This is a genomic window from Bacillus sp. Bwzl_19, from assembly GCF_054900515.1.
Genome location: NZ_CM142729.1, coordinates 2738642 through 2762463, shown reverse-complemented (window position 1 = coordinate 2762463; position 23822 = coordinate 2738642). Strand labels below are relative to the sequence as shown.

The window sequence follows — 23822 nt, the reverse complement described above, 5'->3', positions numbered from 1 at the left end:
AATGTTTGTGTGATGCTTCAAGTGTAGCGCGATTGTTGCGAAAATTCTTTGTTTGAAACAGAAAATAAAAAAACACGGATTTGTGAAATTTCACGAATCCATACTGCGAAGCTTGATATCGAGGTAAATCGTAAACTTTTCATTCACATTTTTTAAGTCGATTTCTGCGATCTGGCTGATTCTTTTCAGCCTGTAATTCAATGTATTGACATGGATGTTAAGCGCTTTAGCGGCGGTGTTGACATTGCTGTCGGCATCGATAAAATGTTCGAGCGTTTTGACCATATCGGCCTGGTGCTCTCTGTCATACTGCTCAAGCTTTGACAGGGAATAGTTCATATAGCCGCTGTGCTTGCGTTTTTCATCCAAAACATCAAGGTACTGATAAATCCCCAGTTCAGAAAAGCTGAAAAGGTGTTTGGTTTCTCTCACAAACCGTTCTTTCGCTTTCAATACGGAGAGCGCTTCCTGATAGGAGCGGTAAACGTAAGAAATCGATTCGTAAATACCGCCGAAAGCAATCGACGCATCCTCAATTTTATATCGTTCTTTCAGCTGTTTTTGAACATAGAGGGCGAACTGCTTTAAATCTTTAAAAGGCTGATCGGATTTCGGCGCGGCTAATAAGATTAATTCATTTGAATCGACAGTCGCCAGCATGACATGAATCTGCTGTGTCGTTTCCTGCAAATATTGCAGCTGCTGTTCCGTCTTTTCAGTCAGCTCATCATGTAAACGGATGATCATGACGCTGAACACGGACGGCAGCGCCATTCCGAGCTTATGAAACCCTTCGGCCATCTCGGCTTCCTGATAAATATGGCCGGTCAGCATTTTCCAAAAAAACTCCTGGCCCCGCTCTTCGATTTTTGTTTTGCGGATCTGCAGGTGCAAAAGCTTGTTCCGCACCGCTTTGGCGGCCAGCTGAAGCGTCTTCAGGTCCTCGTCATTGAGCTTTTTTTTGATCTCAAGCGCCCATATAAATCCGAGAACCTGGCTGTTTTTCCAAATGGAAATCGCCACGCGGTTGCTCAGGCCCACCTCGTCGATTTCTTTCACTTTGATCGGCTGGTCTGTTTTTAAAAGCGCCGGAATGGTTCCGTCTTTCCACAGTTTGTTGATGACTTTTTCAGGCACCCTCCGTCCGATAATCGTCGACGTCCGGGCCGGATCTGTACAATCGCTGTGCGTGCTGTATGCAAGCAGTTTATGATTCACGTCTTCTATTGTAATAGGGCATTGAAGAACTTCACTGATATGGTCGGCAACATCTTCAAGCCTGTCGAAACTGTACTTAAATGGATCTTTTGGATTGGTCATCTGTATCCCTACTTTTTCATAGCTTCATATCTTGATCTTACCATCTTGCTTTTCAGACTGAAAGGCATCTTTGAACGGAAATAAAATAGGAAAATAAGATCATTTGACAAAATCAAAAAGAATAAGAAAATCATACTATTGTATTTACAAAATGTGTAAATTCGACGAAAAATCCAGTATATCATAAGACTCATTTTGTAAAATTAAAACAGATTTGTTTGACTGTGCCGAATTGTTGTTTTTATAATAATGACGTTCAAAAAATAAGTGAATTAGCCCATATTTAGGCTGATGACACAGGAGGGTATAAGGAATATGTCTGGATTAATTCGTGTCACACCCGAAGAGCTAAGAGCGATGGCTAAGCAATATGGCGTTGAAAGTCAGGAAGTCATGAATCAGGTTGACCGCCTGAACCGCATGATTTCTGATTTGAAAGGCATGTGGGACGGTGCTTCAAGTGAAGCATTTGCGGATCAATATGAGCAGCTGAAACCTTCATTTATTAAAATGTCTGAATTGCTGCAAGATGTGAATCATCAGCTCGAACAAACGGCAAATACGCTTGAGTCTACTGACCAAGATATCGCTAACCAAATTCGCGGATAATAAGATGAATGAAGAAACGGAGCGCCTGATTCAATCAAGAAGACGGCGCTCTTTCTATGTAAGGGTGATATGAAAATGTATATCGATATTACAATAGATTTAACACAATATAACGGCAGCGTCTTCGATCTCAGATTGTCAGATTACCATTCTGTGAAAAAAGTCATCGATATTGCCCGGCAGGCTCAGCACGTATCCGTTCCGCCGCGTGAAGGCTATTGGATCAGAGTGGTCAATAAAGAAACGGTTTTTTCCGGGGAACAAAAACTATCTGACTGCGGCATTACGAACGGAGACCGTCTTGAAATTTTATGAGAGGAAATGGTGGAATGACAGATCATAACAGATCTTATTTAGAAACTGAATTAGACGCCGTCCGGGCAGAAACCGAATCAGGCTTCACCTTCACCTTTCAGCGGGAAAAAGTCAAGCTTCTTGACGGGCTGGAAGCAAACGTGATTAAAGATGCTGATCCTTTTTTTCAAAAAGAGGTTTCGGTTTCAGAAGACGAAGTAACCATAACAATCAGACCCCCTTCTTCTTATCAGGCTTTCCGCTATATAAAAGGAAAAGATAAAAAAAGCAGATGGCAATTTGCCTACCGTCTCGTGCAAGCTGTGAAACAGCACAAGCTGAAACGCCTTAATCTGATTGCTGCGCCGGAAAATATCGTATTTGATAAAGCGCTGACGCCTTACTTTCTTCATTACGGCGTAAAGGAGAGTCTCCCGCCTTATGAAGAAGATAGACAAAGGGTGTGGAAAGAGCTCAAAGCCTGTGCGGCGCTTGCAGCTGACGGGGCGTACACCTTCGAAGAATATCTGAAGTATAAGGAGACGCTTCAATTCTCTCCTGAGGTGAAAAGCGTGTTAGAGGCTGAGACGTTTGAAGAACTGGAAGAAACAATTCAAACCACAATTGATTCCCTCGAAGCGAGGGACAAGACATACATAAAACTGCCGAAAAAGAAATGGAAAATCCAAAGATACACCGGTCTGGCGCTTGCAGTTCTCCTTGTGCCGGCGCTTCTGTATTCCTTGTACGTGTTGTTTTTCGCCCAGCCGAAGCAAGAGGCAATCACGGAAAGCAACCGCTATTTTCTCAATCAGCAGTACAGCAAAGTCATTGACACACTCGCTAAATACGATGCGGAAAGTCTCCCTGAATCTGTGCAGTACGAGCTTGCTTCCTCTTATGTGGCGGTTGAAAATCTGAGCGAAGAACAGCGGAAAAACATTGGGAATCTGGTCACGCTGCAATCAGATCCGAAGCACTTCCTTTATTGGATCGATATCGGCAGAGGGGAAAATGAAGAAGCCATCAATATCGGCCGCAATCTTGAGTACAACCCGTATATCTGGCTCGGGCTTACAAAATATAAACAGCAATTATTAGCGGACGACAGTATGAAAGACGATGAAAAGCAGAAAGAACTGGACGCCGTGGAAAGCGAGCTGGCGAAGGCGAAAAAAGAGCAGGAAGAGCAGAACAAAGAAGCGGAGGAAAACCGTGACACCGCCGAAGCTTCCGCCGGCCAGGATGAAGGCGGCAAACAGGACAAAGCGAAGGATAACAAAGAGAACGACAAGAAAGATGAGAAAAAAGATGAAAAAAAATAACAGCACACATCAAATGGCCGTAAGTAACGATCAGGCTGTCAGGAGGTTCGCCATATGAGTCTGTTATGGGTCTTTTACCGAGAGCACGTACAAAAGATTCAGCTGTCTGAACTCCCGCCGTCTCAGCCGATAACGATCGGCCCGGATATAAAGGATACGATCACGGTCGGCACACTGCCTTTACGGCAAACCGCCGCCACCCTTTATCGTAAAGAAACAGACCGTTATGATGTTTTCCTGGGAAATAACTGTGCCGGCGAATTGACAATAGGAAATGAAATGCCTTGCAGAATGGAAGAAGAGACGATGCGGCTTCTTCTCACTCCTGATCAGGAAGAATCCTCCGTTTATTTTGTCGGCAGAAAGGACGAGATCGTTTTCTCATCAGAAACAGAGGAAGCGGATATATACAAAGAGCCGTCGTCCGCTCAAAAAGGCGCTTTTTATCTCCGAAAAGCGGGAGGAAGCTGGTCTGTCATTCCTGATGGCCAGGAAGTTTATGTAAACGGAGAGCTCACAAAAGTCCCTGAAAGGCTTCGGATGGGAGATGAGCTGCTGTGGAATTTTCTGCGTCTGAGGCTGGCGGAGGACGACCTTTTAGAAGTCGTTCATCACGAGGAGTTTCAAACCGGCTTAATCAAAACGGTAAAGCCGAGCACCGAAATGAAAAAGAAATACCCGCAATATCGAAGAACGCCGCGGATGGTCTATGATCTTCCCGAAGACCGCGTTTCATTCAGCTTTCCCTCACAGGAAAGCGAGCAGAATAACAGGGGGCTCTGGCTCGTCATTCTGCCTCCTGTGGTCATGCTGATTGTAATGGGGGTTGTCGCCATTATACAGCCGAGGGGCATTTTCATTCTCGTTTCTTTAGCGATGTTTATGATGACTCTCATTACGTCCACCGTGCAATATTTCCGAGAAAAAAACCAGCGGAAAAAACGGGAGGAGAAGCGTGAGCGTGTGTACAAGCAGTATTTAGAGAGTAAACGGAAAGAACTTCAGACGCTGTCGGAAAAACAATTGCAAGTGCTGACGCACCATTTTCCCACGTTTGAAAAAATGAAATATTTAACCTCTGAAATCAGCGGCCGCATTTGGGAGAAATCGCTGGAAAGCAGGGATTTTCTGATGCTCCGGCTCGGAACGGGCACTGTCCCGGCAAGCTACGAGATCTCGATGAGCGGAGGGGACCTGGCGAACCGTGATGTGGATGACTTAATGGAACAGTCGCAGCACATGCAGCGTGTATATAAAGATATCCGCCATGCACCCGTGACCGTTGATTTACAAGAAGGGCCGATGGGGCTTGTCGGGAAACCCCAGATCGTCAAAAATGAAATTCACCAGCTGATCGGCCAGCTCGCTTTCTTCAACAGCTACCATGACCTGCGGTTTGTCTTTATCTTTCATGAAGATGAATATAAGGAATGGGAATGGATGAAGTGGCTGCCGCAATTTCAGCTGCCTCATATGTATGCGAAAGGGTTTATTTACAATGAACAGACCCGTGATCAATTGTTATCTTCCATTTACGAGCTGCTGCGGGAGCGGGATTTGGAAGAAGATAAAGAGAAAAAGATCTTCCAGCCGCATTTTGTCTTTGTCATCACGAATCAGCAGCTGATCGCAGAGCACGTCATTTTAGAATATATCGAAGGCCGGCATGAGCATCTCGGCATCTCAGCGATCATCGCCGCGGAAACGAAGGAAAGCCTGGCAGAAAACATTCACACCCTCGTCCGCTACATTAATGAAGATGAAGGAGACATCCTCATTCAGAAGAAAAAAGCGGTCCAGATCCCGTTTAGGCTGGACAGGCATGAACGGACAAACAACGAGCGGTTTTCCCGAACGCTTCGGACATTGCACCATCAGGTCGGGATGACGAATTCCATTCCCGAAACGGTCTCATTTTTGGAGCTGTTTCATGCGAAGGAAGTAAAAGAAATCGGCATCAGGCAGAAGTGGGAGACAAGTGAGTCGGCAAAATCACTGGCTGTTCCGATCGGCTACAAAGGTAAAGACGATATCGTGTATTTAAACCTGCATGAGAAAGCCCACGGGCCGCACGGATTGCTGGCGGGAACGACCGGCTCCGGGAAAAGTGAATTTCTGCAAACGTTTATCCTGTCATTGGCCGTTCATTTTCACCCTCATGAAGCGGCGTTTTTGCTGATTGACTATAAGGGCGGGGGAATGGCGCAGCCGTTTCGCAAAATGCCGCACCTTCTCGGAACCATTACGAATATCGAAGGAAGCAAAAACTTCAGTATCAGGGCGCTTGCCTCTATAAAAAGCGAGCTGAAAAAACGGCAGCGGCTGTTTGATCAATATCGCGTCAATCACATTAATGACTATACAAAGCTGTATAAACAGGGGGAAACGGATATTCCGATGCCGCACCTGTTTTTGATTTCAGATGAATTTGCCGAGCTCAAAAGCGAAGAGCCTGACTTTATCAGGGAGCTTGTCAGCGCGGCACGCATCGGGCGGAGCCTTGGTGTGCATTTAATCCTTGCCACGCAAAAACCGGGAGGCATCATTGACGACCAGATATGGAGCAACTCACGCTTTAAGGTCGCGCTGAAAGTCCAGGATGCAAGTGACAGTAAAGAAATTCTGAAAAACAGTGATGCGGCGAATATTACAGTCACCGGACGCGGCTATTTGCAAGTCGGAAATAATGAAGTGTATGAGCAGTTCCAGTCTGCCTGGAGCGGCGCCCCTTACATGGAAGATGTATACGGCACCGAGGATGACATTGCCATCGTTACCGATACCGGCTTAATTCCGCTGTCTGAAGTGGATGCGGACGACTTGGCGAAAAAAGACGCCCCGGCAGAAATAGAAGCCGTAGTCGAAGAAATCGAGCGGATTCAAAAAGAAATGGGCATTGAAAAGCTGCCGAGCCCATGGCTTCCGCCGCTTGCCGCACGTATTCCGCGCACGCTTTATCCCGCAAAGGAAAAAGACCGCTTCTTCATCGCCTGCGTGGATGAGCCTGATCAGCAAAGACAGGCGCCTCTCGCTTATACGATGATGGATGACGGCAACATCGGCATTTTCGGCTCATCCGGATACGGCAAGTCAGTGGCTGCCATCACTCTCCTGATGAACTTCGCGGAAGGGTACACGCCAAAAGAGCTTCATATGTACATCTTTGATTTCGGAAACGGCACGCTTCTGCCATTGGCAAAGCTTCCGCACACCGCAGACTATTTCTTAATGGATCAAATGAGAAAGATCGAAAAATTCATGATCCGCATCAAGGAGGAAATCGAGCGGCGGAAACGGCTGTTCAGAGAAAAAGAAGTCAGCCATATCAAAATGTACAATTCGCTCAGCGAAGAAGAGCTGCCGTTTATATTTATCACAATTGATAATTTCGACATCGTCAAAGACGAAATGCATGAATTGGAAACGGAATTTATCCAGATTTCACGCGACGGGCAAAGCTTAGGCATTTACTTCCTGCTGACCGCAACGAGGGTAAACGCCGTCCGTCAGTCATTGTTAAATAATATAAAAACGAAAATCGTCCATTATTTAATGGATCAGTCAGAAGGTTATTCCATTTACGGGCGCCCGCCGTTCAGTCTTGAACCGATTCCGGGCCGCGTCATGATTCAAAAAGAAGAACTGCATTTCGCGCAAATGTTTCTTCCGGCTGAAGCGGAAAATGACCTCGAGATGTTCCAAGCGCTGAAAGCCGATGTCAAAGCTTTAGCTGAGCGCCATTCCGGAACAGCCGGTCCACACCCGATTCCGATGCTCCCGGACATGCTGACGGCCGGCGAATTTTCGCTCCGTCTCGGCCCGGACCAAGAACCGTTCCGCATTCCTGTCGGGCTTCATGAGGAAAAGGTCAGCCCGGTATACTTTGATCTGGGCAAATATAAGCATTGCCTCATCTTAGGCCAGACACAGCGGGGAAAAACAAACATCCTGAAAGTCATGCTGAATCACCTGCTGCGTGAAAGCACGGAACGGATCGGACTGTTTGACTCGATTGACCGCGGATTGTCGCAGTATGCGCAGGAAACAAAGGTCAGCTATCTGGACACAAAAGAAGACATACAGAAGTGGATTGAAGCGGCTGAAGCCATTTTCACGGAGCGGGAAGCTCAGTATGCACAGGCCGTCAAAAATGGCGATGTGCACAAACTCAATTTCTCTCCGATCGTGTTAATGGCCGACGGCATTACAAGATTCCAGCAGACAATCGACACCGCCATTCAGGACAAGCTGGCGATGTTTATGAAATCTTACGCGCATGTAGGCTTCAGTTTTATCCCGGCGGGCAATCACAGCGAATTTTCAAAAGGCTATGATTCCTTAACGACGGAAATGAAACAGATCCGCCACGCGATGCTGCTTGTGAAAAAATCTGAACAAAATGTCATTCCGCTGCCTTACCAGAGACAGGAACCGGACATTCAGCCGGGCTTCGGCTATTTGGTTGAAAACGGCAAGGAGCAAAAAATCCAAATACCTTTATGTTCAGCGGAAAGGGAGGCCGTCAGATGACTGAACAACGAAAAAGCCTGATCAAATTAGTAGCCGCGATCGTCATTATTCTGCTGCTGCCGGTGCTGTTTTTCCGGTTTATCGGCGATGACCCGGGAAAACAAAAAATCAATGCCACCCGCCAAATCGCAGTCGTGAATGAAGACATGGGCTTACATGATGAAACAGATGAAAATGAGGATAGGGAATCGGTCCATTTCGGCAAAGAAGTAGCGGCGGCTCTCGGCGACCGTCCGGATTATTCCTGGACGGTCGTCAACAGGAGCGCGGCTGAAAACGGCCTGGCGGATAAGAAGTATGACGCAGTCGTTTACATTCCATCCGATTTTTCAAAAGACATTTTAAGCTATGACAAGGAGCGTCCGCAAAAAGCTACGCTGACATTCAATATTCAAAGCAACCTGAACGCCGTCAACAAAGAAAAAGTGCAGCGTGAGCTTGAAGACGCCCAAAAATCAATGAATAAAAAAATGTCGGCATTGTATTGGAATTTCGTCTCACAAAAAGTGAACAATGTCAGAGGCGATTTTGACAAGATCGTCAATAAAGAATCAGAATTTCAAAATGTCATGTACAACTTTTACAAGCCGAGCTCCAATGACTTGGCAGGTGAGATCAAACGGCAAAAAGACCTGATTGACGAACTGAAAAAATCAATGAACGAAGCGCAGGGCGCAGCAAAAGAAAAATTGACCTCGGCAGATGAAGCCAAAAACACGCTCAAAGACTTTGCCGATACAGTTGAGCGCTATAAACAATATCAGGAAAATCAGAAAAAACTGCTGCTGGCCGCGCAGGAACAAAATCAAAAGCAAATCACAACCGGACTGAACGCTATTAAAGCGCAGCAGGCCGCCAACCAGTTCAGCACCATGATGAGCGGGCTGTCTTCAGGCATAAACCGGGCGCAGACACAGCTTGACCAGACAGGATCGGCACTGGCAGCCGCCCAAAAGGTGAGAGAAGCGCAGGTCCCTGAGCAGGAACAAGGGATGGCAAATATTCAATCCAATTTACTTGACAATTATTTGACTCAATATAAAGCCCAAGCAAGATTTGAAACACTGAACAGCATTCAAGCCCTTATGAAAAGGGATCGCCAGAACTTAACCGTTCCGGAAAAAGACCCGGGGGATGACGGCTCGGATGAACCGAAAGAAGAAGAAAAACCGGAAGAAGAAAAACCCGGTGATCTGAAAATTGACCTTGACGATCAGCGTAACGAATTAAAACGCATCTCCGCTGAGATCAATTCTATTTCTGACGGTTTAAAAGAACCGGAAAAAGAAAATCCAGACCCTGAAAACCCGGGCCATGGGGATAATGGTGAAAACTCCGGCGGTACCGAACCGAATGACGGGACGGCTCCCGGAGAAGACGGAAAAACGGATGACGGCACAAAAGAACAGCAGTCTCCTTCCGATAACACAGGCGATCAGCAGACAAAAACAGCCGCAACCGCTAAAAACGTCACTCCGCTTGCTGATGACCCCGCGGACGATCCGAACGGCTCTGAAGGAGACGGCGGCACAGAAGTATCTAAGGCAAAAGAAAGGCTGAACCAAGCCGCAGAGCGCATTCAGCAAATTGAAAAAGAGCTTGAAGAGAAACAGCAGACACATAATGAAGAACTGAAAAAACGTCTCGATGCTCTTGATGAAGAAATCCAAGGCCTTAAAGACCAGATTGCCAAAGTTGAAAAACGTGCGGACAAATTACAAAAAAAGCTGGAACAATCAGAAGAAACGAGAAAACAAGACTTCAATACCGTTTACAGAATGATTTTAAAAACAGAACAGAACATTTTGAACTACCCGTCATTGGACGGCGGCCGCAAATCTGCTCTTGAACAGATATTTGCCGCTGACATCAATACAAAAGTGATATCCGATTTAATGAGTTACTATAATGATTTATCTTTGTATGAGGCAACACTTTATCATTCTCTCGACGCAGGCTCGCTGCCTGATGTGAAAAACAGGGTGCTGAAAGCCCAGCAAGGCGAAGTCCAAACCGTTCTCGCCATCAAACCGATTGAAACGGCAAGCTGGGAAAACCTGAAAAACAATAAGATGCAGACAGATGAAGACATCAGCAATTTCATTAAAGGCATGACCGAATTCTCGGATAACTACAGCTCATATATCAGAGATGAACAAGCCGGAGTGCTCGATGAGCTCGCCAGCATCGCAGACAGCGCGGCTAAAGCATCTGATCAGCTTGCTGAAGGCGCTGTGCAGGAAGCGGCAACGTTCAGCGGAGACAGATTAACCGGAACGATGGCGCTCGGCGCTCAGGATACCGTCGGCCGCGAAGTGCTGCAAATGTCTGACACGATGGGCCATCTGTCAGAACGCCAGTCCGGCATCATCAGCTATACCGACAATATGCAGCAAAGCGTAAATGACGTACAGCAGAAAGCGGACACCCTGAACAGCAATTGGGGCAAAAACGTCGATTCCACAAAATTGATCAGAAATGACGTGTACGGCATTTTAGGGAACGCGCTCGTTGACGGACAGGAAAACGGATACGTTTACGATTATCTCGCCAACCCGCTTAAAATCAGCGGAGAGGTGCCGGAAGACCGGGTTCAGAATGTTCCGCCGGTCGTCATTTTGGTGATCGTTTTGATCAGCAGTCTTCTGATCGGCTATTTCAGCTCGTATTATCAGCAGGCGCCGCTTCTCGTCAAAGGCGCGCTCTTTGGGATTTTAAACATTATGGTCGGACTGATGATCAGTCTGTTCGGTCTGAATATCTACTCGCTTCCGGACGATCAGACGATTAAATGGTCAATCTTTACGATTCTCTTGCTCGCGGCGAGTTCGGCTTTTATCCGGGCAGCCTTTGTCTTTGGCTCGATCACCGGATGGATCGCTTCGTCAGCGCTCATTCTCTTTTATGTGGCGCCTTTGATCGACTTGATTATGCCGAACTTTACCTTTGACAGCCCGGTTTCGAAAGTCTATATCGATATCCAATACGGTACGGGCCATCTGTTTGCGATGGGAATAACGGTTCTTGTGATTATTACGCTGATTGCGGCGGTGCTTCCGCTCATTATTCGGCTGTTTGCGGAAAAAACGGAGGAAAGTGATCAGTCTTATGAGGCGTAACACATTCATGGAAAAAGGGATCTTGCTGTTTGCTCTCTCCTTTTTCCTTTTCCTTCCTCAAGCCGCAGCCGCGAATGAGGACAATACTGATGTCAAGCCGAATGAATATGAAAAGAAAGACATTGAAATTCGTACGGATTACCTGCACGACGACGCCTACTCCGAAGAAAAAACGGCGCTTCCGAAAGAGCAGAAGGACATTACGTTTGATCAACCGGCCGAAAGCCCGGATGAAAAACTGATATCAAATTTGTTTACATCGTCAGACACTGAGCCGAATACGATCAAAGCGCAATCGAAAAAACTGGGGATCACTTTTGCCGAGCCGGCGGTGCGCCATACCTCGGCAGATATGGAAGCGGATGAGAAAAAGACTTCTTTTCTTTTGCCTGTCATTTATGCCGTCCTGATCCTCTTCGGCATTGCGGCGATGATTTATCTGATTCCGAAAGTCACGGCGCAGGAAAAGGCAAAGCGGTAAACAGATCGCTTGTGTTTGCGGGAAGACAGTCCGTAAAATAAGAAAAAAAAGGAGGAGTGTCATGCAGTTTTTTCTGATAACAGGCGCATCAAAAGGATTGGGGCGGGCGCTTGCGGAACAGGCGCTTCAAGAAGGAGCCGAAGTCGCCGCGCTTTCAAGAACGATAAGCGGAGAAAAGCGCGAGGGACTGACAGAATACAGTGTTGATTTAACCGATCTGTCAGACACCGAGCGGCAGATGAAGGCGATTCTTGATCAAGCTGATGAGAAGCGGTATTCCGCCGTCACACTGATCAATAATGCCGGAATGGTAGAACCGATCAAGCGGGCGAAAGAAGCTTCCGCAGAAGAATTGAACCGCCATTACACCCTTAATCTGACGGCGCCTGTTTTGCTCAGCCAAATGTTCACGAAGCGTTTCGAAGCGTTCACCGGCAGCAAAACCATTGTCAACATCACATCGGGCGCGGCGAAAAATCCTTATAAAGGCTGGAGTGCGTATTGCAGCTCAAAAGCTGGGCTTGATATGTTTACGAGAACATTCGGGTTTGAACAGGAAGATGAAGAGCTGCCGGTCCGCATGTTGTCATTCTCACCGGGAGTGATGGATACAGACATGCAGGCCGTCATTCGTTCTTCATCCAAAGAAGATTTTCACGACATCGATCGGTTCCGCAATCTGAAAGAAACGAACAGCCTCAGAAGTCCGGAATACATCGCTGGTGTCATCCGCTCACTGATCGCAGGAGAGCCGGAAAACGGACGGATATACGATATCAAAGAGTTTTTGTAGAGCAGCTTCCGCGCTGCTCTTTTTTATTTGTACAATCACTTCGCGGCCCGGCGGCATATTATGACTGAAACGCAATATAAGGGGTATAATAATGTATCGGATGAATTGAGTTTCTTCTCGATTTATGTTAGGATTCTAAAAATATAAATAAGGAGGGGTTTCCATGAGAAATGTAACGTTAATGGATGTCTTCACCCATCCAATCGCACAAAAGTATTTACAGCGTTCCGGCGTCGCCCATGCGGTTGCCTGCGCGTTTCATGCATACCGTCTTGCCGTAAAAGCAGGTGTCAGCCCGGATCTTGCGGCGAAAGCGGCTTTACTGCATGACATCGGCCATTACGAATGGTACACAGACGGCAAATGGGATTATGAAAAGTACAGAAGAAACGATATCCATGCCATTAAAGGCGCTGAACGGGCGCATAAGCTGCTCATCCGGCTCGGTGAAGAACCGAAAGCGGCGAAAGAGATTGCGCTGGCGATTCTGCTTCACACCGATTCCTATCTGCCTGAAGGCGAACTGGACAAGAATACGCTCCAGCAAATTGTGAAACAAGCGGATGAACTCGATGAAGAACCCGGCGGACATCACCATTACCGCCAAATGGACCATACGGCCGCGCTCAAACAAATCCAAAAGCTTGATCAGTTAATTGACCAAGCCCAATATCCCATAAGAAGCTCAGTCTAGGCCACTCATGCGGCCTTTTCCGCTTACATAACTCCGCATACTCACTAACCCTTTTCCCCTCCGATAGACGTACTGTGTCAAAGCCTTTGTCCGCTGCATATGCTGAAGGAAAACATAGTAAAGGGGATCAGCGAAAATGGCCCATCAAGGAAGCCCGCAAATCGTCTCGTTAGTAGATCCTTACGTTTATCAGACCATCCATAAGCTTATCGGCTCAAGGTTTATCATTCAAACCGTCAGACGCATTGTCAGGGGACGGCTGATTGATGCCACTCCAGATCATATCGCCATTGAAGAAACGCATGACCGCGTATTTTATATCAGAAACCGCCATGTGGTTTCTGTCATGCCTGATTATACCGAACGTGTGTAACAGCCCGATAAGGCGCAAACCGGAGGCCGTCCTTACAAAACCCCGGTGCGTCTTCTTTTTTGAGATACATAGATGCACGGCGGCTTTTTTTGGTACAATCACAGTACAAGTTCACATAACAATAGGAGGAAACCGCTTGTTGAAATCAAAGGTCCATTTTTGGACGCTGCAAATTTTGCTCGTTTTGCTCATAATTTACGTATCAACGAAAGTCTCGTTTATTTTTCAGCCGTTTTTCGGTTTTATCAGCACTCTGTTTTTTCCGATTCTGATCTCGGGCATTTTGTTTTTCATTTTTAATCCGATCGTGCGCCTGCTTGAGAAAAAAATCCCCCGGACATTGGCGATCCTGCTCATTTATCTCGTTTTCATCGGCCTGATAGCCTTTATGTTCACCGCAATCGGACCGATTGTGGCTTCCCAGGTCACGGGGCTGTTTAACAATTTCCCTGATTACATTAATCAGATTCAAAGCTTGACGACACAATTATCCCATTCCAAATGGTTTACGTGGATGATGACGCAGGATTATGTGTCGATAGAAAAAATTCAGCAGTCTCTGACGGGATTTTTACAAAGTCTTCCGCAAAATATTACCGCAAGCCTGTCCGCCGTGTTCGGCGTCGTTACGAATATAACGCTTGTCGTGATCACCGTTCCGTTCATCTTGTTTTATATGCTGAAGGACGGCCGGCGTTTTCCGCTCTTGGCGGTCAAAATCCTGCCTTCTTCCTACCGGGCGGAAGGTCGGAAAATATTCAATGACTTATATGTCACATTGGCCGCATATTTCCAAGGCCAGCTGCTGATCTGTCTCTTTGTCGGGACGGCATGCTTTATCGGATATTGGATTATCGGCCTGCCTTACGCGTTAATTCTCGGGATGGTGATTGCCGTCACCAATATCATTCCGTACCTCGGACCGTTTCTCGGGGCTGCGCCGGCGGTAATTATCGCGTTTATGGATTCTCCGGCTAAGGCGCTGTTTGCCGTTATTGTTGTCGTTGTCGTCCAGCAGCTTGACGGAAACCTGCTTTCTCCGCTTGTTATCGGGAAACGGCTCAATACCCACCCGCTCACCATTATTCTTCTGCTTGTCGGAGCGGGCAGTTTCGGCGGCATTCTCGCAATGATTCTGGCTGTGCCGGTTTACGCGGTCTTAAAAGCATTCGTCTTAAATATCGTCCGCCTTATCAAACTTCGTCAGCGGTCAAAACACGAAGACAACCGCAAGCCGAAATAAAAACGGGCACAACTCCGCACGCGCCGCATAAAATGCTGTAAAGAAAAGCGGAGGTGTGGGTATGCCTGCAATTGTGGGACCGATTTATATTATGAGCTTAGCCGGAGACGCTGCGGCGAGCTTCGGTGACGTGTTTGCCATTTCTCCCAAAGCCGTTGACCACTCAGGCGCGGGGGCAGGGGCGTTTCATTCCGGAGATTTTGTCAAAGTCACTAATAAATTCAGCAAAACGCTCTTTGAAGATATCGATCTGTTTGACGAACCTGATTGGTTTAACGCGTGACAGCCTCCCTTTAGGAGGCTGTCGCTTTTTTGTAGTATAATAGAATCAGTCTTTATAAAAGGGGAATTTTTATGAAAATCAGAAAAGCGAATATTACCGTGCAGTCCGGAATGATCGGCGATGTGTATCTGCATGAAAATAAAAAAGAACAGCATACCCTCGTAGCCGTTCCGGAACTTGAGTGGAGCACGATTATTTCCTATGAGGAAGAGAAAAAGGCGCTGGCGCAGCGGCTTTTACAATCATTCAGCAAACTGATTGATGAAGAGCCTGCCGGAGAGCTCGCCGGCAAGATCTCCCATTGGGTCGCTGAAATGTAACGAAACGGTTTACCGCGTCCATGCCGGGGCGATAATTGTAAAACAAGCTGAGGAGGGACAGGCCGATGAGCGACAAAACAGTTGACCTTTATTTACAGCAGGGTATGTATGGCCCTCTGCAGACGAAACCGGATGAACGCCATTTATTTTTAGGCTCGCTGCGTGAAAGAGTCATCATTGCCCTGACGAAGGGGCAGGTGCTGCAAAAGAAGCCGTATGAAGAAGTGAAACAGGCGCTGAAAAACCGAAAAGACGCGGTGCTGTATATAAACGGAAGGCTGCCGTATCATGCTTATTCACCATATATGAAGCTTGCCGCACTGGACGGTGTCCGAAGCTCAGTGATCTCGGACCTTCAATTTGAAACGCCGCTCGGCCTGGTTTTTGCCGCCGATCATGCTGTGAACCTGGACGGCATTTATGTTCAGGATGACATTTTTCAGCGTTCACTCCTGAAATAAATGTCATTTTACAATGCCAATTCACTTACAGGTGGAGATAGGATATAATGGTTTTCATATGAATGGCGGGGAGGCCGGCTATGAAAAAAGCATTTATATGCATTGATTATACGAATGATTTTGCAGCAGAGAACGGAGCATTGACGTGCGGAGAACCCGCAAGGCAAATTGAAGATACGATTGTCAGTTTGACGCAAGCTTTTATAGAAAACGGTGATTACGTTGTTTTTGCGGTGGATTCACATGATGCAGACGATGACTTTCATCCCGAAATACGCCTGTTTCCTCCGCATAATATCAACGGCACGGAGGGCAAGGAGCTGTACGGAAAGCTTTCGCCTCTTTATGAGAAACATAAAAACGCAAAAAACGTAAGCTATATGGAAAAAACGAGATATTCTGCTTTTGCGGGAACGGATTTAGAGCTGAAACTGCGGGAACGGCAGATCACTGAACTGCATCTTGCGGGCCTGTGCACCGACATCTGTGTTCTTCACACGGCGGTTGACGCCTACAACAAGGGCTTTCAGATCGTCATTCATCAAAACGCTGTGGCAAGCTTTAATCCTGAAGGGCATGAATGGGCCCTGTCCCATTTTAAGAACAGCATCGGAGCGCAAGTGGCAGAGTAAGGAAGGGGAAAATAATTTTGGTGGAGCATGGTTTTAAAGACGACAGTTTGTCTTTACATACAGATCTTTATCAAATTAATATGGCCGAAACGTACTGGAGAGACGGCATTCATGAGAAAAAAGCGATCTTTGAGCTTTTTTTCAGAAAGCTTCCCTTTGAAAACGGCTATGCGGTATTTGCGGGCTTAGAAAAAGCAATCGAATACTTGGAGAACTTCAAATTTACCGACAGCGATCTGAATTATTTAAAAACGGAATTGCACTATGATGATGATTTCATTGAGTATTTACGGGATCTTTCTTTTACCGGGTCTCTTTACAGCATGAAAGAAGGAGAGCTCGTTTTTAACAACGAACCGATTATGCGGGTCGAAGCGCCCCTCATTGAAGCGCAGCTGATTGAGACGGCTCTGCTTAACATTGTGAATTACCAAACATTAATCGCGACAAAAGCAGCCCGCATTAAAGGCGTTGTCGGTGATGAGGACGCCCTTGAATTCGGCACGCGGCGCGCCCATGAAATGGATGCGGCTATGTGGGGAGCGAGAGCGGCCCTGATCGGCGGCTTCAGCGCGACGAGTAATGTAAGAGCCGGAAAGCGCTTTAATATCCCGGTATCCGGCACGCACGCCCATGCGCTCGTGCAAGCGTACCGTGATGAATATACGGCTTTTAAGAAATATGCGGAGACGCACAGAGATTGCGTGTTTCTCGTAGATACGTACGATACGATCCGTTCAGGCATGCCGAATGCGATTAAAGTCGCGAAGGAATTCGGCGACCGGATCAACTTCATCGGCATCCGCCTGGACAGCGGGGACTTGGCGTACCTGTCAAAAAAAGCGCGTGAAATGCTTGATGAAGCGGGTTTCAAAGACGCAAAGGTTATCGCTTCAAGCGACCTTGATGAGCATACGATCTTAAATCTGAAATCGCAGGGAGCGAAAATCGATACGTGGGGAATCGGCACAAAACTGATTACCGCATACGATCAGCCGGCCCTCGGCGCGGTTTACAAGCTTGTGGCCATTGAAGAGGACGGCAAACTGACCGATACTATCAAAATTTCGTCAAACCCTGAAAAAGTGACAACGCCGGGAAGAAAGAAAGTATACCGGATTATCAACAAGCTGAATCATCACTCTGAAGGGGATTATATCGCTCTTTATGACGAGCGGGTAAACGACCAGAAACGCTTAAAAATGTTCCATCCCGTTCATACATTCGTCAGTAAATTCGTCACTGATTTCTATGCGAAAGACCTGCATGAGCCGATTTTTGAAAACGGCGTTTTATGTTATGATAATCCAGAAATTACCGATATCCAGCAATATGTCCAGGAAAACCTCAAACTTCTGTGGGAGGAATACAAACGGATCAGCAAGCCGGAAGAATATCCGGTCGATTTAAGTGAAGACTGCTGGAGCAACAAAATGCAGCGGATTCATGAGATCAAAAGCAAGCTGAAACGGGAGCTTGAATAGATGATAAAACGGCCTTTCCTTTCTCTGGAAAGGCTTTTTGTTTGTGATAATATTTTTCACATTTAGACAAATTTCGTCAAGTTATTTGATATACTTATGTTCGAAGGCCGCACCTAAGGGGGTAAATGAATGAAGGTGTTTGTTGCGAGACAGCCTATCTTCAACAGAAACGAACAGGTTGTTGCTTATGAACTTCTTTACCGGGAGAGTGAAGAGAACCGTTATTCGGCCGCGGACGGAGATAAAGCTACTACAGATCTCATTATAAACAGCTTTATCAACATCGGGATCGAAAAGCTGACAGAGGGGAAACGCTGCTTTGTGAATTTTACAGAAAGCCTGATGTTTTCAGATCTCCCTACCTCCTTTGATCCTGACCAGCTCATTATCGAAATTCTTGAAGACATACCGATCACTCCGGCACTGATCTCAAGATGCAGACAGCTGAAGAAATTAGGATATACATTAGCACTTGATGATTTTTACGCCATCAATCCGGCAAATGAAGAATTATTGGAACAGCTGATGAAATATATTGATATTTTAAAAATCGATTTCCTGCAATCTTCGCGTCTGGAACGCAAAAAAATCATTCAGACGTACAGCTGTAAAAATCTGATTTATTTAGCGGAGAAAGTGGAGACAAGAAAAGATTATAAACAGGCAGCCATAGACGGCTTTCACCTGTTTCAAGGATATTTTTTCAGTGAACCGCGTGTCATCAGCGGAAATGATCTGACGTTTCATTTTCATTCTTACTACCAGCTTTTAAACGAATTAAACCAAGACCAGCCCAATATAGAGCGCGTAACGGAATACATAGAGCGGGACGTTACATTATCGTATCAGATTCTGCGTTTTTTAAACGGATCGCAAACAAGGCTGAAAAAAAAGATAGACAGCATCCAGCAGGCCATCATGATGCTTGGGCTGAATGAGATTAAGCGTTTGATTTACATTCTTTCATTCAGAGATTTAACGGCGAAAAGCCACTCAAGCCAAAAAGAAATCATTAAGATTTCTTTAATCAGGGCCAAGCTGTGCGAACTGCTGGCGAAAAGAACCGGAAGACCGCAGCCTTCCTCTTACATGCTGATCGGCATGTTTTCACTCATCGATACGCTTCTCCAGAGAGAGCTTGAGGACATAGTCAAAGAACTGCCTTTAATTGATGAAGTCGGACAGGCGCTGCTCGGTTATGAAAACGATTATTACATGATGCTCGGGCTCGTCAAAGCCATTGAATGCAACAACTGGGACTGTGACGAGTGGGGAAAAGAACTGGACAAAGAAGAAGCATATGAATGTTACTTACAGGCGATCGAATGGTGCCGGCAGCTTATCGTGAATTGAGGCGCTTTAAGCCGACCACCTGAGGGCGATGATGAACCGGCTTTGCTCTCTGAACAGACTGACACGGATGCCGTCGGGATTAAATGTCACATCAAAATCATTTTTGATGCCGGTCTGCTTAATGAGCCGCTTGACCGCCGCGGCGTCAGATGATTGCGCTGCGGTGAGGATGCGGCGCGCAAGCTCTTTTGACGCCGACAGCCGCGCAAGGAGCAGGCGGGCGTCCTCCAGCATGCCCGCAGCCTCTTTTGCGGACGCTGTCAAAATATCTGCGTGAATCGTGGGAGCAGGCGCAGGATTGCGGTATGGCGCGGCGAAAACAGGACAGCATGGATACACATAAAGCATGCGGCGGCCTCCTTCTGAGATAACATTCGTTATACATGAGTATAGGCGGCGTGATAACGAGTTATGACATGCAAAAAGACCACAATGCGGGTGTTGCGGTCTTTTCGGTGTTTGTCGGTGGTTATGCGACGCTGTTCGCCCATTCTCTTTTGAAATTGCGACGTCAGGGACTATAGTCCTTAGCGGTTTGTCGGAAAACCGTTAAAAAACCAGCAGAACCACCAGATTGATCTGCTTCATCCCAAACGTCTGCCTTTATGGTAGTTATATAGTCCTGTTCGCCAAATGCTCTGTTCGGGACTATGGGATTACCGTGGTTTGCGGTGTCACGCAGATACTTTTACACATACTTTTCGGTGAAAAATCCCGCAAAAACGTTTACACTATTAGTAACAGATCAAATACCTAGGACTCGTTCACCATACACAATTCATTGATCTTTCAAAAAAAGGAGTGTGGAAACGGTGGAAAAGAAATTAGAAGAAGTAAAGCAATTATTATTCCGACTTGAAAATGATATCAGAGAAACAACCGACTCATTACGAAACATTAACAAAAGCATTGATCAGCTCGATAAATTCTCATATGCAATGAAAATTTCTTAAAAAGACTTGGAAACAAGTCTTTTTTTTGTGCATTTTTCACCCATTTCATGGATAAAGTATTATACGATTGTTAAAAAACGAAAAACCTGCTGTCTTTCATCACCTGCATTTAGTAAAATAGAATGGGAGGGTGAAGACAATTATTGAGCAAATGTGTTTAGATGCCGAAACGATTAAAGGGAAGATGAAGGAAATTGTTGGGGATAAAGTCGATAATCTACATTTAGAAGAGACTCTTTTGACCTTCATTAATGAAAAGAAGCACTTTTCATTCGGTGTCCTTGCTTTCCAGCATTATGTTGCTTTTAAGGGTACACATTCCTCGGAAATCACACTACTGGCCGCTGGAATTGAACTTTTAATTTTAGCTTTTGATATTTTTGACGATATTGAAGATGAAGATAACTTTAATAAGGCATGGATGCAAACTGACCATGCTATATCCCTGAATGCGGCTACTTCTCTGTATTCAATAAGCCTGCAAGCCATTTGTGAGCTTGAATCAAACATCGATTTTTCAAGACTTGCAATAAAATATGCCCTAAATGCAATGCAAGGTCAGCATAATGATCTAAGAAATTTCCCGGAGACTGAAGAAGAGTGTTTACATATGATAAAACAGAAATCAGGATCGTTAACTGCAATGTCAGCTGTTTTAGGGGCGATGCTTGCAAGTGGTGAATTTAACGCAACAATTGAGAATTATTCTTATAAAATTGGCGTTATTAAACAAATTGAAAATGACTATTATGGTTTATTTGATAAAAGCCGTAGTGATATAAAGAAGAAGAAAAGAACTTTGATAAACTTGTTTTTAAATCGTCAGTTTAATAGTGCCTCAAAAAAAGTTTTAAATATGATGAATTCTAAAAACAGCTATTACTCTCTCATATCGGACAGAAATTATTTTGAAGAATTGCTGTGTAAAGCAGGAGTCAGACAATATGTTTTAATGTTAATTAAAATATATGAAAATGAAATTTATAACGAAATGGAAAAGTTGAACATAAGAATTAAACTATGGTGAGAATTATGGGGGAGTAATATGAAGAAACAAGACATTGTGAATTATCTTATAGAAAATCCAAGAGTGATCCATCAATTGGAAGAGGGGGAAGTTTGCTTGATCGGAATTCCCCATTCAATTATCCCCGCGATTATAGAAATATTCAGTAACAGCACTTATAAGAAAAAACCTGAATTTACATTTTGGGATCAATAATTTTTAAGAGAGTTGTGATCCATTGAGGTATTTTATTAAGCATCTTTCAATCGCACTGTTGATATTTAGTTTTTTCTATATTGCACATATTATATACTTTACCCAGAATGGAATTTTAGTCGGAACCTATGTTGTTGAAACATCAAAACATGAGTTTGAAGTTGTTAAAATTACAAAATCTTCTTACGGAAGATACTTGAATTTAAAAGAAGGGGACAAAATTCTACAGATAAATGGGCACATGCCTTCTTCTCAAAATATCAAAAATGGTTATTTAGCAAAGGCTAATAACTTAAAGGTTGAGAGACGTAATCATGAAATTCAATTGCATGGTTCAGAGGATTTGTCTTTAAACAGTTCAGTTAGTTTCTTTATTTATATTGTCCCTTGTATATTATTTGCACTAAGCTTATTATGTATTTTCTATATATACAAAGTCAATCGTATAAAAAATACAGTTTCTGCTTATATTCTAATCTGCTTCTTAATTTTTATATCGATAGCTTATTTAAGTGCAGGCGGTGTAACAAGAGGATATGAGATAAATAGATATGTTAATCTTTTTACTTTTTTAAATGTGCCTGTACTATACCTGCATTTTTTATATCAATATTTTAAAGAATTAAAAATAAAATTTTCAGCAAAGAGTATAGTATATATTCTTTACTGTTTACCTGTCCTTAACATTGTTACAGAACTTTTTAGATATCGATATGATTTATACTTTGTTAGAGACATGAATTTATTGTCATTTTTTATCGAGATACTAATAGTGTATATGTATATTGTTTATTATGCCATTATTTATAGAAAGAGAGATCATGCTTATCTATTAAAAGTGTTACTAATATCTAACACAATAGCTTTTTTACCATTTACTGTTCTTTATCTTCTTTCTGAAGTTATTTTAGGACAGTATATTTATTCAGCTATAGTAACTGCTCCGTTTCTGCTCATTATTCCATTGGCATTGGTTTATCAATTTGTTGTCAACAAGATTTATGATATAGATTTTTTGTTGGGAAGAATTAGATACTATAGTTTTTTGTCTATTGTTCCTACAATAGGGGTTGTATGGCTGTCAATCTTATATGAAAGTAAAGGTAATCATTTTAACACCATTCAAATCACTTTATATGTGTTTTTGATTTTTTTGGCGGTCTTTTACACCAAAGAGGTTTTAGACTATAAATTCCGTTTGAAACGTTTTTCAGAAAAATACAATTATCAAGACAGCATTTATAAATATACACAGCTTCTTAAAAGTGTGTCAGCTTTAAATCAAGTGTTTATGAATCTGAAAAAGACTATATTGGATGTATTACCTGTAAGTAAGGCTTACATTTTTGAAATCAGTTCAGACGGAGATATTCTTTATTTTGATAAACAAAACATCGAACCGAATTGGCAGCCGTATAAAAAAGAATTTGATAAAGTCACATCAGAGATTGGGAAGATAATTGAAGTAAATCAAGGATTTCTGATGAAGATTGGAGAAAGAGGGGCAAATTCATACATTTTGCTCTGTTTATCCAGCATTAATACCCCAAGGCTGACAAGGGATGAAATCTCTTGGTTAAAGACATTGTCTTTTTATACAAGTGTTTCGATGGAAAACATTTTACAGATCGAAGAACTCATGAACCATTTACAAGATCTAAAACAACAAGGTTCAAACCCGGTCTGGCTCAAAAAGCTGATGTTTACGATTGAGGAAAAGCAGCGGTCGGATTTGGCCCGTGATCTGCATGATTCGGTGCTGCAGGATTTGATTTCTTTGAAACGCCAGTGTGAGCTGTTTCTGGCCGATTTTAAGAAAGAAGAGCCTTGTCACATAGAGGTGCAGGACAAGCTTCATCAGATGAATGAGCAGATGTCGGATGTGATTTTGATGACCCGGGAGACGTGTCATGAGCTTCGGCCTCAGCTGCTGTATGATTTGGGTCTGGTGAAGGCGGTATCCAAGCTTGCCGCTCAGCAGCAGGAGCGTGCGCCGTTTCATATCCGTCTGAATACGGGACGGTTTACGGCGGCGCTGGATTTGGATACGCAGCTGAATTTGTACCGCATCATTCAGGAATTTCTTTCGAATGCCATGAAGCATTCACAGGCGAATGAGGTGCTGATTATGCTGATCAGCATTCAAAATAAAGTGATTCTGCATTATGAAGATGACGGGGTCGGATGCAATCAGGAGGAAGGCAGCGGACAGGCGATGAGCATGGGGCTTTCGGGTATTAAGGAGCGCGTCCGGGCGCTTGACGGCCGGATGAAAATCGACACAAGTGAAGGAAATGGTTTTAAAGCGGATATTGAAATGGAATTGTAACCAA

General features: G+C 44.6%; 22 protein-coding genes. 20 read left to right on the top strand and 2 right to left on the bottom strand.

Annotated features, from left to right (window positions below; all coding sequences use genetic code 11):
• Positions 1-90: 90 nt before the first annotated feature.
• The gene (locus ACW5MY_RS14670) at positions 91-1320 is read right to left on the bottom strand and encodes a PucR family transcriptional regulator (protein ID WP_013353415.1); all 1230 of its coding nucleotides are present in this window, start codon (positions 1318-1320) and stop codon (positions 91-93) included.
• A gap of 315 nt (positions 1321-1635) precedes the next feature.
• Between ACW5MY_RS14670 and ACW5MY_RS14665 the strand changes: the two genes are divergently transcribed.
• The 16 genes from ACW5MY_RS14665 to ACW5MY_RS14590 all read left to right on the top strand — a co-directional run bounded on the left by ACW5MY_RS14665 (position 1636) and on the right by ACW5MY_RS14590 (position 19314).
• The gene (locus tag ACW5MY_RS14665; RefSeq protein WP_013353414.1) at positions 1636-1929 is read left to right on the top strand and encodes a WXG100 family type VII secretion target; all 294 of its coding nucleotides are present in this window, start codon (positions 1636-1638) and stop codon (positions 1927-1929) included.
• Between the two features lie 75 nt (positions 1930-2004).
• Entirely contained in the window at positions 2005-2244 is a 240-nt protein-coding gene (yukD, locus tag ACW5MY_RS14660) for an ESX secretion system protein YukD (RefSeq protein ID WP_013353413.1), read from the top strand.
• A 14-nt stretch (positions 2245-2258) separates the two neighbouring features.
• Complete coding sequence (gene essB, locus ACW5MY_RS14655) at positions 2259-3548, top strand: type VII secretion protein EssB (RefSeq protein ID WP_013353412.1); 1290 nt, start codon at positions 2259-2261, stop codon at positions 3546-3548.
• 54 nt (positions 3549-3602) lie between these two features.
• The gene (gene essC, locus ACW5MY_RS14650; protein ID WP_289393864.1) at positions 3603-8078 is read left to right on the top strand and encodes a type VII secretion protein EssC; all 4476 of its coding nucleotides are present in this window, start codon (positions 3603-3605) and stop codon (positions 8076-8078) included.
• Positions 8075-11197, top strand: coding sequence for a type VII secretion protein EsaA (gene esaA / locus ACW5MY_RS14645; RefSeq protein ID WP_289393863.1), 3123 nt, complete (start codon positions 8075-8077; stop codon positions 11195-11197). The genes essC and esaA overlap by 4 nt, the downstream gene beginning before the upstream one ends.
• Before the next feature lie 7 nt (positions 11198-11204).
• The gene (gene essA / locus ACW5MY_RS14640; protein WP_013353409.1) at positions 11205-11678 is read left to right on the top strand and encodes a type VII secretion protein EssA; all 474 of its coding nucleotides are present in this window, start codon (positions 11205-11207) and stop codon (positions 11676-11678) included.
• Positions 11679-11739: 61 nt separating this feature from the next.
• Complete coding sequence (locus ACW5MY_RS14635) at positions 11740-12471, top strand: (S)-benzoin forming benzil reductase (protein WP_013353408.1); 732 nt, start codon at positions 11740-11742, stop codon at positions 12469-12471.
• Positions 12472-12634: 163 nt separating this feature from the next.
• Complete coding sequence (locus tag ACW5MY_RS14630) at positions 12635-13165, top strand: HD domain-containing protein (RefSeq protein WP_013353407.1); 531 nt, start codon at positions 12635-12637, stop codon at positions 13163-13165.
• 136 nt (positions 13166-13301) lie between these two features.
• On the top strand, positions 13302-13538 hold the full coding sequence (locus ACW5MY_RS14625) for a DUF2642 domain-containing protein (RefSeq protein WP_003152023.1): 237 nt from the start codon (positions 13302-13304) through the stop codon (positions 13536-13538).
• A gap of 136 nt (positions 13539-13674) precedes the next feature.
• Entirely contained in the window at positions 13675-14781 is a 1107-nt protein-coding gene (locus ACW5MY_RS14620) for an AI-2E family transporter (RefSeq protein WP_041481665.1), read from the top strand.
• Between the two features lie 61 nt (positions 14782-14842).
• Entirely contained in the window at positions 14843-15064 is a 222-nt protein-coding gene (locus ACW5MY_RS14615) for a spore germination protein (protein ID WP_013353405.1), read from the top strand.
• 71 nt (positions 15065-15135) lie between these two features.
• Positions 15136-15384 (top strand): YueH family protein, encoded by a 249-nt coding sequence (locus tag ACW5MY_RS14610; protein WP_013353404.1) that lies wholly within the window; start codon positions 15136-15138, stop codon positions 15382-15384.
• A gap of 65 nt (positions 15385-15449) precedes the next feature.
• Positions 15450-15845: a YueI family protein gene (locus tag ACW5MY_RS14605; RefSeq protein WP_013353403.1), complete on the top strand. Its 396-nt coding sequence runs from the start codon at positions 15450-15452 to the stop codon at positions 15843-15845.
• Positions 15846-15925: 80 nt separating this feature from the next.
• Positions 15926-16477, top strand: a complete 552-nt coding sequence (locus ACW5MY_RS14600; protein ID WP_013353402.1) for a cysteine hydrolase family protein — start codon at positions 15926-15928, stop codon at positions 16475-16477.
• A gap of 17 nt (positions 16478-16494) precedes the next feature.
• Positions 16495-17961: a nicotinate phosphoribosyltransferase gene (locus tag ACW5MY_RS14595; RefSeq protein ID WP_014472199.1), complete on the top strand. Its 1467-nt coding sequence runs from the start codon at positions 16495-16497 to the stop codon at positions 17959-17961.
• Between the two features lie 129 nt (positions 17962-18090).
• A complete protein-coding gene (locus tag ACW5MY_RS14590; protein WP_013353400.1) occupies positions 18091-19314 on the top strand; it encodes an EAL and HDOD domain-containing protein in 1224 nt (407 codons plus the stop codon).
• A gap of 6 nt (positions 19315-19320) precedes the next feature.
• On the opposite strand, the gene ACW5MY_RS14585 is transcribed toward ACW5MY_RS14590, so the two are convergent.
• Positions 19321-19662, bottom strand: a complete 342-nt coding sequence (locus tag ACW5MY_RS14585; RefSeq protein ID WP_013353399.1) for a hypothetical protein — start codon at positions 19660-19662, stop codon at positions 19321-19323.
• 464 nt (positions 19663-20126) lie between these two features.
• Here ACW5MY_RS14585 and degQ point away from each other — a divergent pair, with 464 nt between their 5' ends.
• The 4 genes from degQ to ACW5MY_RS14565 all read left to right on the top strand — a co-directional run bounded on the left by degQ (position 20127) and on the right by ACW5MY_RS14565 (position 23818).
• Entirely contained in the window at positions 20127-20267 is a 141-nt protein-coding gene (gene degQ / locus ACW5MY_RS14580; protein ID WP_013353398.1) for a degradation enzyme regulation protein DegQ, read from the top strand.
• A 151-nt stretch (positions 20268-20418) separates the two neighbouring features.
• The gene (locus ACW5MY_RS14575) at positions 20419-21294 is read left to right on the top strand and encodes a polyprenyl synthetase family protein (protein ID WP_013353397.1); all 876 of its coding nucleotides are present in this window, start codon (positions 20419-20421) and stop codon (positions 21292-21294) included.
• A gap of 18 nt (positions 21295-21312) precedes the next feature.
• Positions 21313-21489 (top strand): competence pheromone ComX, encoded by a 177-nt coding sequence (comX, locus tag ACW5MY_RS14570; RefSeq protein WP_013353396.1) that lies wholly within the window; start codon positions 21313-21315, stop codon positions 21487-21489.
• 22 nt (positions 21490-21511) lie between these two features.
• The gene (locus tag ACW5MY_RS14565; RefSeq protein WP_013353395.1) at positions 21512-23818 is read left to right on the top strand and encodes a sensor histidine kinase; all 2307 of its coding nucleotides are present in this window, start codon (positions 21512-21514) and stop codon (positions 23816-23818) included.
• Positions 23819-23822: the final 4 nt, after the last annotated feature.

Excerpts from the sequence above, each read along its gene's own strand:
- ACW5MY_RS14625 (WP_003152023.1), top strand. The coding sequence starts at position 13,302 with ATGGCCCATCAAGGAAGCCCGCAAATCGTCTCGTTAGTAGATCCTTAC.
- comX (WP_013353396.1), top strand. The coding sequence starts at position 21,313 with ATGAAGAAACAAGACATTGTGAATTATCTTATAGAAAATCCAAGAGTG.
- ACW5MY_RS14590 (WP_013353400.1), top strand. The coding sequence starts at position 18,091 with ATGAAGGTGTTTGTTGCGAGACAGCCTATCTTCAACAGAAACGAACAG.
- ACW5MY_RS14630 (WP_013353407.1), top strand. The coding sequence starts at position 12,635 with ATGAGAAATGTAACGTTAATGGATGTCTTCACCCATCCAATCGCACAA.
- yukD (WP_013353413.1), top strand. The coding sequence starts at position 2,005 with ATGTATATCGATATTACAATAGATTTAACACAATATAACGGCAGCGTC.
- ACW5MY_RS14605 (WP_013353403.1), top strand. The coding sequence starts at position 15,450 with ATGAGCGACAAAACAGTTGACCTTTATTTACAGCAGGGTATGTATGGC.
- ACW5MY_RS14600 (WP_013353402.1), top strand. The coding sequence starts at position 15,926 with ATGAAAAAAGCATTTATATGCATTGATTATACGAATGATTTTGCAGCA.
- ACW5MY_RS14585 (WP_013353399.1), bottom strand. The coding sequence starts at position 19,662 with ATGCTTTATGTGTATCCATGCTGTCCTGTTTTCGCCGCGCCATACCGC.
- esaA (WP_289393863.1), top strand. The coding sequence starts at position 8,075 with ATGACTGAACAACGAAAAAGCCTGATCAAATTAGTAGCCGCGATCGTC.
- ACW5MY_RS14615 (WP_013353405.1), top strand. The coding sequence starts at position 14,843 with ATGCCTGCAATTGTGGGACCGATTTATATTATGAGCTTAGCCGGAGAC.
- essC (WP_289393864.1), top strand. The coding sequence starts at position 3,603 with ATGAGTCTGTTATGGGTCTTTTACCGAGAGCACGTACAAAAGATTCAG.
- essA (WP_013353409.1), top strand. The coding sequence starts at position 11,205 with ATGGAAAAAGGGATCTTGCTGTTTGCTCTCTCCTTTTTCCTTTTCCTT.
- ACW5MY_RS14575 (WP_013353397.1), top strand. The coding sequence starts at position 20,419 with ATGTGTTTAGATGCCGAAACGATTAAAGGGAAGATGAAGGAAATTGTT.
- ACW5MY_RS14665 (WP_013353414.1), top strand. The coding sequence starts at position 1,636 with ATGTCTGGATTAATTCGTGTCACACCCGAAGAGCTAAGAGCGATGGCT.
- essB (WP_013353412.1), top strand. The coding sequence starts at position 2,259 with ATGACAGATCATAACAGATCTTATTTAGAAACTGAATTAGACGCCGTC.
- ACW5MY_RS14635 (WP_013353408.1), top strand. The coding sequence starts at position 11,740 with ATGCAGTTTTTTCTGATAACAGGCGCATCAAAAGGATTGGGGCGGGCG.
- ACW5MY_RS14610 (WP_013353404.1), top strand. The coding sequence starts at position 15,136 with ATGAAAATCAGAAAAGCGAATATTACCGTGCAGTCCGGAATGATCGGC.
- ACW5MY_RS14670 (WP_013353415.1), bottom strand. The coding sequence starts at position 1,320 with ATGACCAATCCAAAAGATCCATTTAAGTACAGTTTCGACAGGCTTGAA.